General features: G+C 69.6%; 15 protein-coding genes. 2 read left to right on the top strand and 13 right to left on the bottom strand.

Going from position 1 to position 16,372, the window contains the following annotated elements:
• Positions 1-55: 55 nt before the first annotated feature.
• The 5 genes from dapB to EDD27_RS01585 form a co-directional block, all read right to left on the bottom strand.
• On the bottom strand, positions 56-793 hold the full coding sequence (gene dapB, locus EDD27_RS01605) for a 4-hydroxy-tetrahydrodipicolinate reductase (RefSeq protein ID WP_127930728.1): 738 nt from the start codon (positions 791-793) through the stop codon (positions 56-58).
• Positions 794-1,151: 358 nt separating this feature from the next.
• Positions 1,152-2,462, bottom strand: coding sequence for a M16 family metallopeptidase (locus EDD27_RS01600; protein WP_127930727.1), 1,311 nt, complete (start codon positions 2,460-2,462; stop codon positions 1,152-1,154).
• Positions 2,459-4,798, bottom strand: a complete 2,340-nt coding sequence (locus tag EDD27_RS01595) for a polyribonucleotide nucleotidyltransferase (protein WP_127930726.1) — start codon at positions 4,796-4,798, stop codon at positions 2,459-2,461. Before EDD27_RS01595 ends, EDD27_RS01600 begins: the two co-directional genes overlap by 4 nt.
• A gap of 302 nt (positions 4,799-5,100) precedes the next feature.
• The gene (gene rpsO / locus EDD27_RS01590) at positions 5,101-5,370 is read right to left on the bottom strand and encodes a 30S ribosomal protein S15 (protein ID WP_127930725.1); all 270 of its coding nucleotides are present in this window, start codon (positions 5,368-5,370) and stop codon (positions 5,101-5,103) included.
• A 137-nt stretch (positions 5,371-5,507) separates the two neighbouring features.
• Positions 5,508-5,942, bottom strand: coding sequence for a VOC family protein (locus EDD27_RS01585; RefSeq protein ID WP_127930724.1), 435 nt, complete (start codon positions 5,940-5,942; stop codon positions 5,508-5,510).
• Positions 5,943-6,024: 82 nt separating this feature from the next.
• Between EDD27_RS01585 and EDD27_RS01580 the strand changes: the two genes are divergently transcribed.
• Positions 6,025-6,609, top strand: coding sequence for a TetR/AcrR family transcriptional regulator (locus EDD27_RS01580; protein ID WP_127930723.1), 585 nt, complete (start codon positions 6,025-6,027; stop codon positions 6,607-6,609).
• A gap of 208 nt (positions 6,610-6,817) precedes the next feature.
• Here the strand turns inward: EDD27_RS01580 and EDD27_RS01575 are convergent, their stop codons facing one another.
• Positions 6,818-7,732 (bottom strand): bifunctional riboflavin kinase/FAD synthetase, encoded by a 915-nt coding sequence (locus EDD27_RS01575; RefSeq protein WP_241563806.1) that lies wholly within the window; start codon positions 7,730-7,732, stop codon positions 6,818-6,820.
• 94 nt (positions 7,733-7,826) lie between these two features.
• Here EDD27_RS01575 and EDD27_RS01570 point away from each other — a divergent pair, with 94 nt between their 5' ends.
• A complete protein-coding gene (locus EDD27_RS01570; RefSeq protein WP_127930722.1) occupies positions 7,827-8,846 on the top strand; it encodes a TRM11 family SAM-dependent methyltransferase in 1,020 nt (339 codons plus the stop codon).
• A 94-nt stretch (positions 8,847-8,940) separates the two neighbouring features.
• Here the strand turns inward: EDD27_RS01570 and truB are convergent, their stop codons facing one another.
• The 7 genes from truB to nusA all read right to left on the bottom strand — a co-directional run bounded on the left by truB (position 8,941) and on the right by nusA (position 16,356).
• The gene (gene truB / locus EDD27_RS01565; protein WP_127930721.1) at positions 8,941-9,813 is read right to left on the bottom strand and encodes a tRNA pseudouridine(55) synthase TruB; all 873 of its coding nucleotides are present in this window, start codon (positions 9,811-9,813) and stop codon (positions 8,941-8,943) included.
• A 52-nt stretch (positions 9,814-9,865) separates the two neighbouring features.
• A complete protein-coding gene (locus tag EDD27_RS01560) occupies positions 9,866-10,906 on the bottom strand; it encodes a DHH family phosphoesterase (protein ID WP_127930720.1) in 1,041 nt (346 codons plus the stop codon).
• Complete coding sequence (rbfA, locus tag EDD27_RS01555) at positions 10,903-11,349, bottom strand: 30S ribosome-binding factor RbfA (protein ID WP_127930719.1); 447 nt, start codon at positions 11,347-11,349, stop codon at positions 10,903-10,905. Before rbfA ends, EDD27_RS01560 begins: the two co-directional genes overlap by 4 nt.
• A gap of 39 nt (positions 11,350-11,388) precedes the next feature.
• Positions 11,389-11,685 (bottom strand): DUF503 domain-containing protein, encoded by a 297-nt coding sequence (locus EDD27_RS01550; RefSeq protein ID WP_127930718.1) that lies wholly within the window; start codon positions 11,683-11,685, stop codon positions 11,389-11,391.
• A gap of 120 nt (positions 11,686-11,805) precedes the next feature.
• Positions 11,806-14,955, bottom strand: a complete 3,150-nt coding sequence (infB, locus tag EDD27_RS01545; RefSeq protein WP_127930717.1) for a translation initiation factor IF-2 — start codon at positions 14,953-14,955, stop codon at positions 11,806-11,808.
• Between the two features lie 125 nt (positions 14,956-15,080).
• On the bottom strand, positions 15,081-15,380 hold the full coding sequence (locus tag EDD27_RS01540) for a YlxR family protein (RefSeq protein ID WP_127930716.1): 300 nt from the start codon (positions 15,378-15,380) through the stop codon (positions 15,081-15,083).
• Positions 15,364-16,356, bottom strand: coding sequence for a transcription termination factor NusA (gene nusA, locus EDD27_RS01535; protein ID WP_127940415.1), 993 nt, complete (start codon positions 16,354-16,356; stop codon positions 15,364-15,366). The genes EDD27_RS01540 and nusA overlap by 17 nt, the downstream gene beginning before the upstream one ends.
• Positions 16,357-16,372: the final 16 nt, after the last annotated feature.

Here is a 16,372-nt window from a genome sequence, read left to right as displayed (position 1 = left end):
CACCCATGGGTGGGCACGTCGTGCGGCCACGCCGAGACCGCACCGCGGCCGGCGCTCAGAGGTCGAGCAGCGGCTCCAGGCCCACGGTGAGTCCGGGCAGCTCACGCACCCGGCGCACGCCCAGCAGCACACCCGGCGCGAACGCCGACCTGCTCATCGTGTCGTGCCTGATCGTGAGGATCTCCCCGTCGCCACCCAGCAGCACCTCCTGGTGGGCGATGAGCCCGGACAGGCGTACCGAGTGCACGCGCACCCCGCTGACGTCGGCGCCGCGGGCGCCTTCCAGCGCGGTGCTCGTCGCGTCGGGCATCGGGGCGGAGCCGCTCTTGGCCCGTGCCTCGGCCACCAGCTGCGCGGTGCGGGCCGCGGTGCCGGACGGGGCGTCGGCCTTGTTGGGGTGGTGCAGCTCGACGATCTCGACGGACTCGAAGTGACGCGCCGCCTGCTGGGCGAAGTGCATCATGAGCACGGCCGCGATGCCGAAGTTGGGGGCGATCAGGCAGTTGGTGCCCGGGGAGTCCGCCAGCCACCCGCGTACGGTCGTCAGCCGGCCCTCGTCGAACCCGGTCGTGCCCACCACCGGATGCACGCCGTGCGCGATGGCCCATTCGAGGTTGCCCATGACCACGTCGGGGTGGGTGAAGTCGACCACCACCTCCGCGCCCTCGAGCCCTTCGATGGAGTCGTCCTTGTCGAGCGCGGCCACCAGCTCCATGTCGCCGGCCGCCTCGACCGCCTTGCACACCTCGGAGCCCACGCGGCCGCGGGCGCCGAGCACACCTACCTTGATCACACGCCCAACCCTATCCCAACGCCGAACCCGCCCATTGGAGTGCCGCCCTGTAGTGAGCCGCCCACTCACGCCAGCCACCGGGCACTGCCCGTTCGGCCGACCCCTCCGCCCGGCCGTCGCTCCCGCACCCGGCCGGACGCGTGACTCGCCGGCCACGCCGCGTCAGGCGCAAACGCAACATGGGCACACCCCCGTCGGGGAGGGATTGGACGGACGCGCATGCGCGCCGCTCAGGGGCGACGGATCGGGACCGTTGGACAGCCCCCGTCCGAGACGTAACAGGGCGGGCCGCTGGACACGGCCCGCCCGAGGCGTAACGATGCGGGTCGCTGCCCGCGAGCCACTGCGATGACAGTCGTCAGCGGATGGCGTCGGTGAAGTCCTTGTCGCCGTACGGCCCGATCACGGCGAGCGTGAGCGGCCGGTTGAGCACGTCCCTGGCGATCTCGGAGATCTCGTCGGGGGTGACGCCCTCGATCCGGGACAACACCTCGTCCACCGACATGAGCTCCTCGTAGACCAGCTCGTTCTTCCCGATGCGGGACATGCGCGAGCCGGTGTCCTCCAGCCCGAGCACGAGCCCGCCGCGCATCTGACCCTTGCCACGCATGATCTCGTCGGCGGTCAGCCCCTGGTCCACCACCCGCGTCAGCTCGTCCCGGCAGATCTTCAGCACGTCGTCGATCTTCGACGGCAGGCAGCCGACGTAGATGCCGAACTGGCCGGTGTCCGCGTAGGCCGAGGTGTAGCTGTAGGCGGAGTACGCCAGGCCGCGCTTCTCCCTGATCTCTTGGAAGAGCCTGGACGACATGCCGCCGCCCAGCGCGGAGTTGAGCACGCCCAGCGCGAACCTGCGGTCGTCGGTGCGGGCCAGGCCGGTCGTGCCGAGCACCAGGTTGGCCTGCTCGGTCGGCCGGTCGAGCACCCTGACTCCCGAGCGCGCGTCGGCGCCGGGGCCGCTGGTGCGCGGCGTGGCGAACTCGGCGGGGCCGCTCAGCGCGCCCGCCCGCTCGTACGCCCTGGTGACCAGCTCGACGACCTCTTCGTGCCGGATGTTGCCCGCGACGGACACCACCGTGCGACGAGGCCGGTAGTAGCGGTGGTAGTACTCCGCGATCCGGTCGCGCCCGAGCGCGTTGATCGAGTCCACCGTGCCCAGGATGGGCCGGCCGATCGGCGAATCGCCGTAGAGCTCGGCGGCGAACTGCTCGTGCACCACGTCCGAGGGGTCGTCGTCGTGCATGGCGATCTCCTCGAGGATCACGCCACGCTCCGACTCGACGTCCTCGTCGGTCACCAGCGAGCTGGTCACCACGTCGGCGAGCACGTCGACCGCTATCCGCAGGTCCTCGTCCAGCACCCGGGCGTAGTAGCAGGTGTATTCCTTGGCGGTGAAGGCGTTGATCTCACCGCCGATGCCCTCGATGGAGGCGGAGATCTCCATGGCGTCGCGTGTCGGAGTGCCCTTGAACAGCAGGTGTTCAAGGAAATGGGTGGCCCCCATGTGCTCGGGGGCCTCGTCACGCGAGCCGATGCCGACCCACATGCCGACCGCGACGCTGCGCACGGTCGGCATGGTCTCGGTCACCACGCGCAGGCCACCCGGAAGGACGGTGCGCCTTACCACCCCGGCTCCGTCCTTGCCGGGGTGCAGCGTGGTCGTTGTCACGAGTTCCGGTCGTCCCCCTCGCCGCCGCCGCTGCTAGTGCGGGTGCGGACGCGCGTACGGGTGCGGCGGGGCCGGTCGGACTTCTCCTCGCCCGGTGCGGCGGCCTCCTCCGTCTCCGGAGCCTCGCTGTCGCCTTCGGGAGCCTTCGCCTCCTTCTCGGCGGCCTCCTTCTCGATGACCTCGACCGGCACCAGCGAGAGCTTGCCGCGGCCGTCGATCTCGGCGATCTCCACCTGGATCTTCTCGCCGACGCTCATGACGTCCTCGACGTTCTCGATGCGCTTGCCGCCGTGCAGCTTGCGGATCTGGGAGACGTGCAGGAGGCCGTCCTTGCCGGGCATGAGCGAGATGAACGCGCCGAAGGCGGCGATCTTGACGACCGTGCCCAGGTAGCGCTCGCCGACCTCCGGCATGTGCGGGTTGGCGATGGCGTTGATCGCCGACCGCGCGGCCTCGGCGGCCGGGCCGTCGGTGGCGCCGATGTAGATCGTGCCGTCGTCCTCGATGGTGATCTCGGCGCCCGTGTCGTCCTGGATCTGGTTGATCATCTTGCCCTTCGGGCCGATGACCTCGCCGATCTTGTCGACCGGGACCTTGATGGTGATGATGCGCGGCGCGGTCGGGTTCATCTCCGCCGGGGAGTCGATCGCTTCCTGCATCACGTCGAGGATCGCCAGCCGGGCGCCCTTGGCCTGCTTCAGAGCGCCCGCGAGCACGTGGGCCGGGATGCCGTCGAGCTTGGTGTCGAGCTGCAGGGCGGTGATGACGTCCTTGGTGCCGGCGACCTTGAAGTCCATGTCGCCCATGGCGTCCTCGGCGCCGAGGATGTCGGTCAGCGTGACGTACGTGTCACCCTCGCCGATCAGGCCCATCGCGATGCCCGCGACCATCTCCTTGAGCGGCACACCGGCGTCGAGCAGCGCCATCGTGGACGCGCACACCGAGCCCATCGAGGTCGAGCCGTTCGAGCCGAGCGCCTCGGAGACCTGGCGGATCGCGTACGGGAACTCCTCGCGCGAGGGCAGCACCGGGATCAGCGCCCGCTCGGCCAGCGCGCCGTGACCGATCTCGCGCCGCTTGGGCGAGCCCACCCGGCCGGTCTCACCGGTGGAGTAAGGCGGGAAGTTGTAGTTGTGCATGTAGCGCTTGGTGCGGTCCGGGTTGAGCGTGTCGATGACCTGCTCCATGCGCAGCATGTTGAGCGTCGTGATGCCCATGATCTGGGTCTCGCCGCGCTCGAACAACGCCGAGCCGTGCACCCGCGGCACCACGTGGACCTCGGCCGACAAGGCGCGGATGTCCTTGGTGCCACGGCCGTCGATGCGGATGCCCTCCTTGATGACCCGCTCACGCATGAGCTTCTTCATCACCGAGCGGAACGCGGCGGAGATCTCCTTCTCGCGCCCCTCGAAGTCGGGCAGGACCTTCTCGGCGGCCAGCGCCTTGACCTTCTCCAGCTCGTTCTCGCGCTCCTGCTTGCCGGCGATGGTCAGCGCGGCGGCAAGCTCGTTCTTGATCGCCGCTTCGACCGCGGCGTAGGCGTCCTCCTGGTAGTCCAGGAAGACCGGGTATTCGGCCGTCTCCTTGGCCGCGACCTGCGCGATGCGCGACTGCGCCTCGCACAGCACCTTGATGAAGGGCTTGGCGGCATCCAGGCCCTGTGCGACGGTCTCCTCGGTGGGCGCGACGGCGCCCTCGGCGACCAGCTTCAGCGTGTCCTTGGTGGACTCGGCCTCGACCATCATGATCGCGACATCGCCGTCGTCGAGCACCCGGCCCGCCACGACCATGTCGAACGTGGCCGACTCGAGCTCATGGTGCGTCGGGAACGCCACCCACTGGCCCTCGATCAGCGCCACCCGCACGCCACCGATCGGGCCCGAGAACGGCAGGCCCGCCAGCTGCGTCGACAGGGACGCGGCGTTGATGGCGACCACGTCGTAGAGGTGGTCGGGGTTGAGCGCCATGATGGTGGCCACGACCTGCACCTCGTTGCGCAGGCCCTTGACGAACGACGGGCGCAGCGGCCGGTCGATCAGGCGACAGGTGAGGATGGCGTCCTCGGAGGGACGGCCCTCACGACGGAAGAACGAGCCGGGGATGCGCCCCGCGGCGTACATTCGCTCCTCGACGTCCACCGTCAGCGGGAAGAAGTCGAACTGTTCCTTCGGAGTCTTCGACGCGGTGGTCGCTGAGAGCACCATCGTGTCGTTGTCGAGATATGCGACGGCGGACCCCGCCGCCTGACGCGCGAGCCGTCCGGTCTCGAACCGGATCGTGCGCGTGCCGAATGAGCCGTTGTCTATGACGGCTTCAGCAGTGTGGACACCCTCCACGGGGGACCTCCTTGTGGTCGGTCTCCCGCGCCCTTTTCTCACCGGCACCCTCGTTAGGTGCAGCGCCGGTCTTCGATCGAAGCGCCCGGTCAGACGTCACGTCTACCGGAAGCCACTACCGAGGACCGGCCCGCAGGCGTCGCGGGTCGCATGGTGCTGAGCGGACGCGGGGGCTGTGTGTCTCGGATCTTCAGTTGTACGTCAGGCGGGGTGACGGTTTCACGCCGCCACGCGCCTTTCGTCCCTATGGGTGCTACTACCCATATGGGAAAGGGAGCGGCGCGACGCCGCTCCCTTTCATGTTATCGGCGCAGGCCGAGCCGCTCGATGAGCGAACGGTAGCGCTGGATGTCGACCTTCTGCAGGTACTTCAGCAGGCGGCGCCGGCGACCGACGAGCAGAAGCAGGCCACGACGGCTGTGGTGGTCGTGCTTGTGCGTCTTCAGGTGCTCGGTGAGCTCGCTGATGCGCTTGCTCAGCAGTGCGATCTGCACCTCGGGCGACCCGGTGTCACCCTCGGTCGTCGCGTATTCGCCGATGATGGACTTCTTGGCAGCGGTGTCGAGGGACACGGCTCTCCTTCAATCTACGGGCACGCGCTAATGTAACCAATGAGCGAACAACCGTGCGTGCCTACAGTCGCCGCGTGAAGGCCGTCATGGGCAGCGCGCAGCGCCGCCGTCACAGAGCCGACATGCAAGACTACCACCTAGGGCCGGATGCTCGGGTGTTCCTGCCCGCCGGACACGTACTGCCCGGCGAACTCGGCCGACGGCGCGATCGGCGTGATGACGTCGACGAGCACGCCGCTGGGATCCGACACGATGAAGTGGCGCTGGCCGAACTCCTCGTCGCGCAACGCCAGCTCGGGCTCCAGCCCTTCACGGACGACGAGCCGTTCCCACTCGGCGTCGACGTCGGCCACCTCGAAATTGAGCAAGAGCCCCGCGACCGGCCTCCGGTAGGCCAGAGGGATCGTCGGATGCCGGTGATCGAGCAGGGCCAGCTCGTACGGCCCACGGCGCAGGCTCACGTACCACTCGGCCTCGAACGTCACCTCGAACCCGAACAGCCGCACGTAGAAGTCCTTCGACGCGGCGACGTCGGCCGTGCACACCACCGGATAGAAGCTGCTCAGCTCCACGCCCATCTCCTTCGTTCACATACCATCGGTATGCCGGGGTACGCTACTTCACGTACCATCGGTATGTCAAAGGAGTGTTGGATTGACCAGGGCCGAGCAGAAGGAACACACCAGGCGAACGCTGCTCGCCGCGAGCAGACGGCTGTTCGCGGCCAAGGGCTACGGCGCCGTCGGGCTGGCGGAGATCGTGCGCGAGTCCGGGGTGACCAAGGGAGCCCTCTACCACCATTTCGCGGGCAAGGCCGAGCTCTTCCGCGCCGTGCTGGAAGAGGTGCAGCAGGAGGTGGCGGCCCGGGTGGTCGCGGCGGCGGAGGCCGCGGCCGATCCGTGGGATCAGCTCAAGAACGGCTGCGCGGCCTTCGTGGCGGCCGGCGCCGACCCGGAGGTCCAGCGCATCATGCTGGTCGACGGCCCCGCGGTGCTGGGCTGGACCGAATGGCGCGCCATTGACGAGGCGACCTCCGCCAAACACCTGACCGAGGCGCTGACCACCCTCATCGAGAACGGAACGCTCCCGGCGCAGCCGGTCGCACCGCTGACCCGCCTGCTTTCGGGCGCGATGAACGAGGCCGCCTTGTGGCTGGCCCAGTCCACCGGCCCCGACGACCTCGCGGACACACAGACGGCGCTGTCCCGCCTACTGGACTCCCTCCGGGCCCACCACTGAAACCACGGAAGCCGGGCACACCACTGAAACCACGGAAGCCGGGCACACGATTGAAACCACGGAAGCCGGTGCCCGTGCGCGCCGTAACGGCGGCGCGCCACTGACCGGTCAGAGGCCGTTCCCCTGGACAGACGCAAGCCAGCGACGGCGTTTGGCAAACCACGGCAACGCGTAAAAAAAGAAAAAAGGTTTAGGTTTAGGTTTAGGTTTAGGTTGTGAGGCGCCGGGTGGCGGCGACGTCGGCGTGAATCTGCTCGATCAAAGCGTCGATCGACTCGAACCGGGTGTTGCCGCGCAGGCGCGCCGCGAAGTCCACTCCCACGTGCACCCCGTAGAGCTCCAGGTCGTCCCGGTCCAGCGCGTACGCCTCCACCGTCCGCGGCACCCCTTCGAACGTCGGATTCGTGCCGACCGAAATCGCCGCCGGCCACCGCTCCCCCGCGTACAGGGCGGGCAGGTTGGCCACGGGCACGCACTCCAGCCAGCCCGCGTAGACCCCGTCTGCGGGGATCGCCGTGTGCTGCGGCGTCTCGACGTTCGCGGTCGGGAAGCCGAGCTGGCGCCCCCGCTGGTAACCGCGGACGACCACCCCCTCCACCCGGTGCGGCCGCCCGAGCGCCGCCGCCGCGCCCTCCACGTCGCCGGCCACGATGCGCTCGCGGATGGCGGTGGACGAGACGCCGTTGAGCATGGGCACGACGTCCACCTCGAAATCGTATTTGTCGCCCAGCGTCTGCAAAGTCTCGACGTCCCCGCTCGCACCCTGCCCGAACACGAAATCCTCGCCCACCACCACGACTGCGGCCCGCGCTCTTTCGCCCAGCACCGATTGGGCGAAGTCGGCCGGACTGGTCCGCGACAGCTCGAGCGTGAACTCCACCACGTCGATCTCGTCCACCCCCAGCCCGGTCAGCAACTCGGCTCTGCGCCTGGGGCTCGTGAGCCGTTGCGGATGAGACCCGGGCCGGACGACCTCGTCGGGATGCGGCTCAAAGGTGACGGCGACCGAGCGCAGCCCGCGCTCTCCGGCGACGGCGACGGCCCGCTCGACCACCCGTTGGTGCCCGCGGTGCACCCCGTCGTACACGCCGATGGTGACGACAGACCTTCCCGAACCCTGCACGCTAGGCCCCGTTCGCTCGTGGCGGCTCAATACCCCACAAGCCTGCCACGCGCGTCTCGGTTTCCCCCAATCGAGGGCGATAGGATCGGGCATCATGCCTCGATACGCGCTTCTGATCCTGCCTGCGTTCAACCGGGTCTATGGCGAGAGCTCCGTCCGGCTGACGAGGAGCGAGCTGGCGGTCTTCGGCGCGCAGGCCCTCCGAGGTGAGGTGCTGGGCAGCGAGGAGACCACGATCGGCGGCGTGCCGTACGTGACGTTCGAGACGGCTGAGCCGCTCACCCAGCCAGACATCGCGCTTTTGTCAAACCTTTCCTCGGTTTACGCAATTTTTGGGATCGAGGGCGAGCTCCTCAGGCCGCTGCACATGCAGTCGCTCGACCGGCTGAGCAGTGACCTGATCACCATTCAGAAGTACGCGGGCAAGACCAACGAGCACTTCACCAAGCTGCTGCTCAACGTCACCATCCTGGCCGGGGACAAGGGGCTGGACGAGCGGCTGTCGGTGTTCGACCCGCTGTGCGGGCGGGGCACGACGCTCAACCAGGCCCTCATGTACGGCTACGACGCTTACGGGATCGACGTCGACGGCAAGGACTTCGAGGCGTACACGGGCTTCATCAAGGCCTGGCTACGCAACAAGCGGCTCAAGCACACCGCCGAGACCGTGCCGGTGCGCCGCGAGCGGGCCCTGGTCGGGCGGCGGCTCAACATCACGTTCGGGCTGTCGAAGGAGGCGATCAAGGCAGGGGACGTGCAGCACCTGACCATGGTCAACGCCGACACGCTGAAGAGCCGCGAGTTCTTCAAGCCGCGCTCGTTCGACGTGCTGGTGGCCGATGCCCCCTACGGCGTCCAGCACGGCAGCAAGGGCGGCTCGGGCCTGTCCCGCAGCCCTCTGGAGCTGCTGCGCCAGGCCGTGCCCGTCTGGGCCGGACTGCTGCGTCCTGGCGGCGCGATGGGCATCGCCTGGAACACCTATGGCGGCAAGAGCTCCGACCTGGCGGAGATCCTCACCGCGGCCGGCCTCCAGGTGATGGACTACCCCGACTTCGAGCACTGGGTGGACCAGGCGATCGTCCGCGACATCATCGTCGCCCACAAGCCCGCCTGAACCAGGGACCGCCGCCGAAGTGCGGGGCGACGGAGAGGAGCGCGGGCCGGTCACGGTGATGTGCGGGAAACCGGGGCCGACCGGCCGAAGGCGATCAGCCGGCGAAGACGGCGATGGGCTTGGCGGTTCTGCCCTGCTCCTCGACCAGCGCGAGCAACTCACCCTCCGGCCCGAACACGCCGATCGGCCCTTTCCCGAAGCCGATCGCAGGCAGCCGCCCACCGTGCGCGACGACGCGCGCTTCCTCAGCCGTCACGTCCCTGCGCGCGAACGCCGCCGCCACGGCCTCCCCGATCGGCAGGATCACGCACTCCTCGGCGAGCTGCTCGATGGTCCTGGCCAGTGCCAGGTCATAGGGCCCCACCCGGGTACGCCGCAGCCGCGTCAGATGCCCTCCGACCCCGAGCGCCGCGCCCAGGTCGCGGGCCAGCGCGCGGATGTAGGTCCCGCTGGAGCAGGTCACGACCGCGTCCACGTCCACCACGTCCTCATGGACCCTGATGTCCAGCACGTCGAACGCCCGAACCGTGACGGGCCTGGCCGCCAGCTCGACCTCGCCGCCTGCCCGCGCGGTCTTGTAAGCCCGCTGCCCGTTCACCTTGATGGCGCTGACCTGCGGCGGGACCTGCATGATCTCCCCGGTCAGCGCGGCGACGCCCTTGTGGATCTCGGCCGTGGTCACACCGGCCGCCGAGGCCGTGGCGGTCACCTCGCCCTCGGCGTCGTCGGTGTTCGTGCTGGCGCCGAGCCTGATCGTGGCCTCGTAGACCTTCTCGGTCAGCGCCAGGTGGCCGAGCAGCCTGGTCGCCTTCTCCACGCCGATCACCAGCACGCCCGTCGCCATCGGGTCCAGCGTGCCGGCGTGCCCCACGCGGCGGGTGCCCGCGATGCGCCGCATCTTGGCCACCACGTCGTGGGATGTCCAATCGGCCGGCTTGTCGACGATGATCAGACCGCTCTCGGCCATCAAGCCATCCCCTGCCCTCGTCCGAACGCCATTCCGCCTGGCTCGGTGGCCGTCACGCCATCCCCAGCTCGCGCTTGAAGGCGGCCATGGTCTCCTCCACGGTGGCGTGCGAGGTGTAACCGGCCGCGTTGTGGTGCCCGCCGCCGCCCAGCGCCGCACACGCGGCGGCCACGTCGACGGTGCCCTTGGACCTGGTGGACACCTGCCAGGCGCCCTGGTCGTCCTCCTTGAGCACGACCGCCACCTCGGCCTCGTCGGTGCGCCGCACGATGTCGATGATGCCTTCGAGCTCGGCGTACGGCAGCCCGTACGCGGCACGGTCGACCCGCGTCACGTACGTCCACACCAGCCCGCCCTCCAGCTTCACCCGGTCCAGGGCGGCGGCCAGCACCTTGAGGTAGCTGAACGGCGAACGGTCCCACAGCTCGCGGGCGATCTCGTCGGTACGCAGCCCCGTCGCCACGAGCCTGGCCGCCATCTGGTGCACGGCAGGCGTGGTCGAGGAGTGGCGGAACGAGCCGGTGTCGGTCACGAGGCCCGCGTACAGGCACGTGGCGATGTCCCGGTCGAGCCGCCCGCCCAGCCGGTAGATGAGCTGCTCGGCCAGCATCGCCGTGGCCGCGGCCTTGGCGTCGATGATCCCGAGCGTGCCGAACCCGGCGTTGGACGGATGGTGGTCGACCACGATGACCTCGCGCGCCCTGGCGGTGTTGTCGCCGAGCATCCCCAGCCGCTCGAACGTCGAGGAGTCGAACGAGATCACCAGCTCCGGCGCGACGGGGAACTCCGCCGGCGGCACCAACATCTCCTGCCCCGGCAGGAACCGCAGCAGTCGCGGCACCGCGAACGGCTGGTCGCCGAACGACGCCACGACCCGCTTGCCCATCGACCGCAGCACGAAGGCCACGGCCAGCATCGAGCCGAGCGCGTCGCCGTCGGGCGTCACGTGGCAGACCAGGGCCACCTCGTCAGCCTGTTTGATCAGGTGCAGCGCCCGGTTCCAGTCGCTCTCCGGTATCGCGCCGCCGCCGACGCCGTTGTGAGACTCGACACGCGCCGGCCGGTCGGCCCGGTCCCTCACGTCGGGCGTCACGCCGGCTCTTCCTCGTCCTCGCCCTCATCGGGCTTCTTGTAGGGATCCGCGTCGCCCGCGTACGCCGCGCTCTGGGCCTGGCGCGCCACCTCGGCGTCCCGCGCCCGGGCGGCGTTGATGAGGTCGTCGAGGTGGCGTGCGCTGTCGGGCAGCGGGTCGTGCTTGAACGTCAGCGTCGGAGCGAAGCGTACGCCGGTCTGCCGGCCGACTTCGGAGCGGAGGATGCCCTTGGCGCTTTCCAGGGCGGCCGCGCTGTCGGCCCGCTCGGCCTCGGAGCCGAACACCGTGTAGAAGACCGTCGCCTCACGCAGGTCAGCGGTGACGCGCGTGTCAGTCACGGTGATGAAGCCCAGGCGCGGATCCTTGATCCGGCGCTCCAGCATCTCGGCGACGATCTGCTGGATGCGGTCGGCGAGCTTGCGCGCTCGTGCGGCATCCACCATGTTCGCTCCCCCTCACGCACGACCTGGCCGTGCTGTCGTTCAATCTTCGTCGGTGTAGAGCCGCTGCCTGGCCGACAGCAGCTCGATCTCGGGGCGGAAGGCCACCATCCGCTCGCAGGCGTCCATCACCTCTTTGCAGTTACCCGCGGAGGCGGAGATCACCGCGACGCCGATCTCAGCCCTGCGATGCAGGTCGAGATGACCGGTCTCGGCCACCGCGATGCTGGGATAACGTCGCTGCAGCTCGGCGATCAGAGGCCGGACGGCAGAGCGCTTCTGCTTCAGCGACCGTACGTCGCCGAGCAGGATGTCCAGGGTCAGAGCACCCACATACATCGTTGGCTACCACCGCTTGGCCTGGTGTGGTGGACGCACGGCCGGCCTGCTGCGGTGGAGACCAGGCCAGGACGTGCGAGAGGCGCCCGGCGGATGTCCCGCCGGGCGCCATGCCGCGTGTCAGTCTCGCGGCTTCTCCCGCATCTCGAAGGTTTCGATGGTGTCGCCTTCCTTGATGTCGTTGTAGCCGACGCCGATGCCGCACTCGAAGCCCTCGCGGACCTCGGTGACATCGTCCTTCTCCCGCCGCAGCGAGGAGACGGTGAGGTTGTCGGCCACGACGACACCGTCGCGGATGAGGCGCGCCTTGCTGTTGCGCACGATCCTGCCCGAGCGGACCACCGAACCGGCGATGTTGCCGATCTTCGGCACCTTGAAGATCGCGCGGATCTCGGCGGTGCCCAGCTGGACCTCTTCGTATTCGGGCTTGAGCATGCCCTTGAGCGCCGCTTCGATTTCCTCGATCGCCTGGTAGATGACCGAGTAGTAGCGGATGTCGACGCCCTCGCGCTCGGCCAGGTCGCGCGCCCGAGGCTCGGGGCGGACGTTGAAGCCGATGATGACCGCGTTGTCGTCGGCGACGGCCAGGTTGACGTCGTACTCGGTGATCGCGCCGACCGCGCGGTGCAGGACACGGAGCCTGACCTCGTCGCCGACGTCGATCTTGAGCAGGGCGTCTTCCAGGGCCTCCACCGAACCGGACACGTCACCCTTGATGATGAGCTTGAGCTCGTCGACGCGGCCCTTCTCGAGGTCGCTGAACAGCTCCTCGAGGGTGCGGCGGCGGCTCGACTTCGCCATGTCCGCGCTGCGCTTGCGCGCCGCGCGCTGCTGGGCGATCTGCCGGGCCATCCGGTCGTCGGTGACCACGATGAAGTTGTCACCGGCGCTCGGCACGGCCGTCAGACCCATCACCAGGACCGGACGCGACGGCGTGGCCTCTTCGACCGCGTCGCCGTTGTCGTCGAGCATCGCCCGGACGCGGCCGAAGGCCTCGCCACACACGATCGAGTCGCCGACCCGCAGCGTGCCGCGCTGGACCAGGACGGTCGCCACAGGGCCACGGCCCTTGTCGAGGTGCGCCTCGATGGCGATGCCCTGGGCGTCCATCGTCGGGTTGGCCCGCAGGTCGAGCTCGGCGTCGGCGGTCAGCAGGATGGCCTCGAGCAGGTCCTCGATGCCGGTCGCGTTCTTCGCCGAGATGTCGACGAACAACGTGGAACCGCCGTATTCCTCGGCCACCAGACCGTATTCGGTGAGCTGGGCCCGCACCTTGTTCGGGTCCGCGCCCTCCTTGTCGATCTTGTTGACCGCGACCACGACCGGCACCTCTGCCGCCTGGGCGTGGTTGAGCGCCTCGATCGTCTGCGGCTTCACACCGTCGTCGGCCGCGACCACCAGCACCGCGATGTCGGTGGACTTGGCGCCTCGGGCACGCATGGCGGTGAACGCCTCGTGACCCGGGGTGTCGATGAAGGTGATCTTCCGGTCTTCGCCCTCGTGCTCTGCGGAGACCTGGTAAGCGCCGATGTGCTGGGTGATGCCACCCGCCTCGCGCGCCACCACATTGGTCTTGCGGATGGCGTCGAGCAGCTTGGTCTTACCGTGGTCGACGTGACCCATGACGGTCACGACCGGCGGACGCGCGGCCAGGTCGGCCTCGTCGCCCTCGTCCTCGCCGAACTCGATGTCGAAGGCCTCGAGAAGCTCGCGGTCCTCCTCCTCCGGGCTGACGACCTGGATGTTGTAGTCCAGCTCGGCGCCGAGCAGCTGCAGCGTCTCCTCGTTGACCGACTGAGTCGCGGTCACCATCTCGCCGAGGTGCAGCATGATCTGCACGAGCGCGGCGGGGTTAGCGCCGATGCGGTCGGCGAAGTCGGACAGCGACGCGCCGCGCGGCAGGCGAATCGTCGCGCCGTTGCCGCGAGCGACCTGCACGCCGCCGATCGCCGGCGCCGACATGTTGTCGAACTCCTGGCGCCTCTGGCGCTTGGACTTGCGACCACGCGCGGGCCGGCCGCCGGGACGCCCGAAGGCTCCCGCGGTGCCGCCGCCACGGCCACGGCCACCGGCGCCCGGACGACCGCCGAAGCCGCCGCCACCACCGGGACCACCAGGACCACCGGTGCCGGTGCGCTGACCGGTGCCGCCGCCACCCGGACGGCCGGCGAAGCCGCCGCCGCCACCGGGACGGCCGCCACCCGGACGGCCACCGCCGCCGCCACCACCACCGGGACGGCCACCGCCGCCACCGCCGGCACCGCCGCCACCGCCCGGACGGCCACCGCCGCCCGGACCGCTGGGACGGCCTTGGGGCATCATCATCGGGTTGGGACGCGGGCCACCAGGACGGGGACCACCCGCACCGGGACCAGGACGCGGACCGCCAGCGGGCGGACCAGGACGCGGACCGGCAGCCGGCCTGCCCTCGCCGCCGCCACGGCCCTGCGGCGGACGCGGCATCGCGCCGTCACGCGGCGGTCCGTCGCGGCGTTCACGCTGGCCGGGGCCACCGCCGTCGCGCTGACCACCGGGCCGCGGCGGCCGGGCCTGACCCATGCCGCTGGCCGTCGACGAGAACGGGTTGTTGCCGGGACGCGGGCCACGCGGACCGGGCTTCGGTCCTTGACCAGGACGCGGACCGCCGCCGCCACCGGCGGGCGCGCCGGGACGCGGAGCACCGCCGGAAGGCGCGCCAGGACGCGGAGCCTGCGCCGAGCCGCCGCCACCGGGACCCGGACGAGGACTGGGGCCGGGCTTGGGACCCGGACGAGCCGCCGGGCCCGGACGCGGACCAGGGGTCGGCCGAGCGGGCGCACCGGAGCTCCCGCTCTCGAAGCGCGCCTGCGGAGCCTGCGGAGTCTCACCACGCGCGGCCTCGGGCTGCTGCTGCGGCTGGTGCGGCATGGGAACCGGCGGACGCGGCTGAGTGCCGCCCGCGGGACCCGGACGCGGACCAGGACCTGGCTTAGCGGGGCCCGGACGCGGAGGAGATGGAACCGGCGCCTGCGCGGCGCCGTTGCCGGCCTGGCTGTCTGCCGGCCGGGGAACAGCCTTCGGCGGCTGCTGTCTGTTGGACGGCTGCCCGCCGCCCTTGGAGGGCCCACCCTTCGATGCGCCCAGAGCTTCGGTGAGCCTGCGGACCACCGGCGCTTCGATGGTCGAGGACGCCGATCGGACGAACTCTCCCATCTCTTGGAGCTTGGCCATGACGACCTTGCTCTCTACGCCGAACTCCTTAGCGAGCTCGTATACCCGGACCTTCGCCACTGCACTCCCTTACTCGGCCCGGGAGGCTGGCTGTGCCGTCCGGACCGTCGCTACCTTGACGTCTTCATCGCCGCGTGCTCATCAGGCGCTCATAGCAATCTGACTCCGCCCATCAACTCGGCGTCCTACATGACATTTCGTGGTTCTCCTTCTAGGTGTGCCCGTACGCGCGAAACGTCGAGCGGCCCCCGCACGCGAAATGCGCGCGGAAACGCCCGGCGCCGCTCGGCGAGCTCCAGACAGCCCAAGGACGGATGCAGCGATGCACCGCGGCCAGGAAGCCGTCCTCGCAGGTCAGGGACCACATGATCCTCGACCCTCACCAGGCGGAGCAGCTCGGACTTAGCCGTGCGAACCCTGCAGCCCACACAGGTGCGCTGTGGGGCCGCTTGGCCACCATATTCCAGCTTACCGTGTTGACGCATCTACGGAACCGGCGGCATCTTCCGCTTGTGTATCGGGCCGGATGTCGATCCGCCATCCCGTGAGCCGTGCGGCCAGCCGGGCGTTCTGCCCCTCTTTCCCGATGGCCAGCGAGAGCTGGTAGTCGGGCACGGTCACCCGCGCGACGCGCCCCTCCAAGTCGAGAACCTCGACATGTGAAACACGCGCGGGAGAGAGCGCATTCCCGACGAACTCCGCCGGGTCCTCCGACCAGTCGATGATGTCGATCTTCTCGCCGTGGAGCTCGGTCATCACGTTGCGCACGCGCGAGCCCATCGGGCCGATGCACGCGCCCTTGGCGTTGACGCCGGGCTTGCGCGACCTGACCGCGATCTTCGTACGGTGCCCGGCCTCGCGCGCCACCGCGGCGATCTCCACGGTGCCGTCGGCGATCTCCGGGACCTCCAGGGCGAACAGTTTCTTCACCAGCCCGGGATGCGTGCGCGACAAGGTGACCGAGGGGCCCTTGTGGCCCTTCTTCACCTGCACCACGTAGGCGCGGATGCGCTCCCCGTGCCCGTATTCCTCGCCGGGCACCTGCTCGGCGTGCGGCAGCACGGCCTCGATCTTGCCCAGGTCGACCAGCACCACGCGGGGATCCTTGCCCTGCTGGATGACGCCGGAGACCAGCTCGCCCTCGCGGCTGGCGTACTCGCCGAAGTTGATCTCGTCTTCGGCGTCGCGCAGCTGCTGCAGGATGACCTGCTTGGCGGTGGTGGCGGCGATCCTGCTGAAGTTGTTGGGCGTGTCGTCGTATTCCCTGACGACGTCGCCCTCCTCGTCGAGCTCGGCCGCCCAGATGGTCACGTGACCGCTGCTCCTGTCGAGCTCGGCGCGCGCCTTGGAGGCCGCGCCCTCGGTCCGGAAGTACGCGATCAGCAGCGCGTCCTCGATCGCCTTGACCACCAGGTCGAAGGAGATGTCCTTTTCACGTTCCAGGCTGCGCAGGACGCTCATGTCGATGTCCACGGCG

The organism is Nonomuraea polychroma, from assembly GCF_004011505.1.
GTDB classification, from domain to species: domain Bacteria; phylum Actinomycetota; class Actinomycetes; order Streptosporangiales; family Streptosporangiaceae; genus Nonomuraea; species Nonomuraea polychroma.
The sequence above is the reverse complement of the archived record's forward strand: the minus strand, read 5'-3'. Positions and strand labels throughout refer to the sequence as shown.

Bases quoted from the DNA above. Each gene is read 5' to 3' on its own strand.
- EDD27_RS01550 (WP_127930718.1), bottom strand. From the start codon at position 11,685: ATGTATGTGGGTGCTCTGACCCTGGACATCCTGCTCGGCGACGTACGG.
- nusA (WP_127940415.1), bottom strand. From the start codon at position 16,356: ATGAGCGTCCTGCGCAGCCTGGAACGTGAAAAGGACATCTCCTTCGAC.
- EDD27_RS01540 (WP_127930716.1), bottom strand. From the start codon at position 15,380: ATGCGTCAACACGGTAAGCTGGAATATGGTGGCCAAGCGGCCCCACAG.
- truB (WP_127930721.1), bottom strand. From the start codon at position 9,813: ATGGCCGAGAGCGGTCTGATCATCGTCGACAAGCCGGCCGATTGGACA.
- rbfA (WP_127930719.1), bottom strand. From the start codon at position 11,349: ATGGTGGATGCCGCACGAGCGCGCAAGCTCGCCGACCGCATCCAGCAG.
- EDD27_RS01570 (WP_127930722.1), top strand. From the start codon at position 7,827: ATGCCTCGATACGCGCTTCTGATCCTGCCTGCGTTCAACCGGGTCTAT.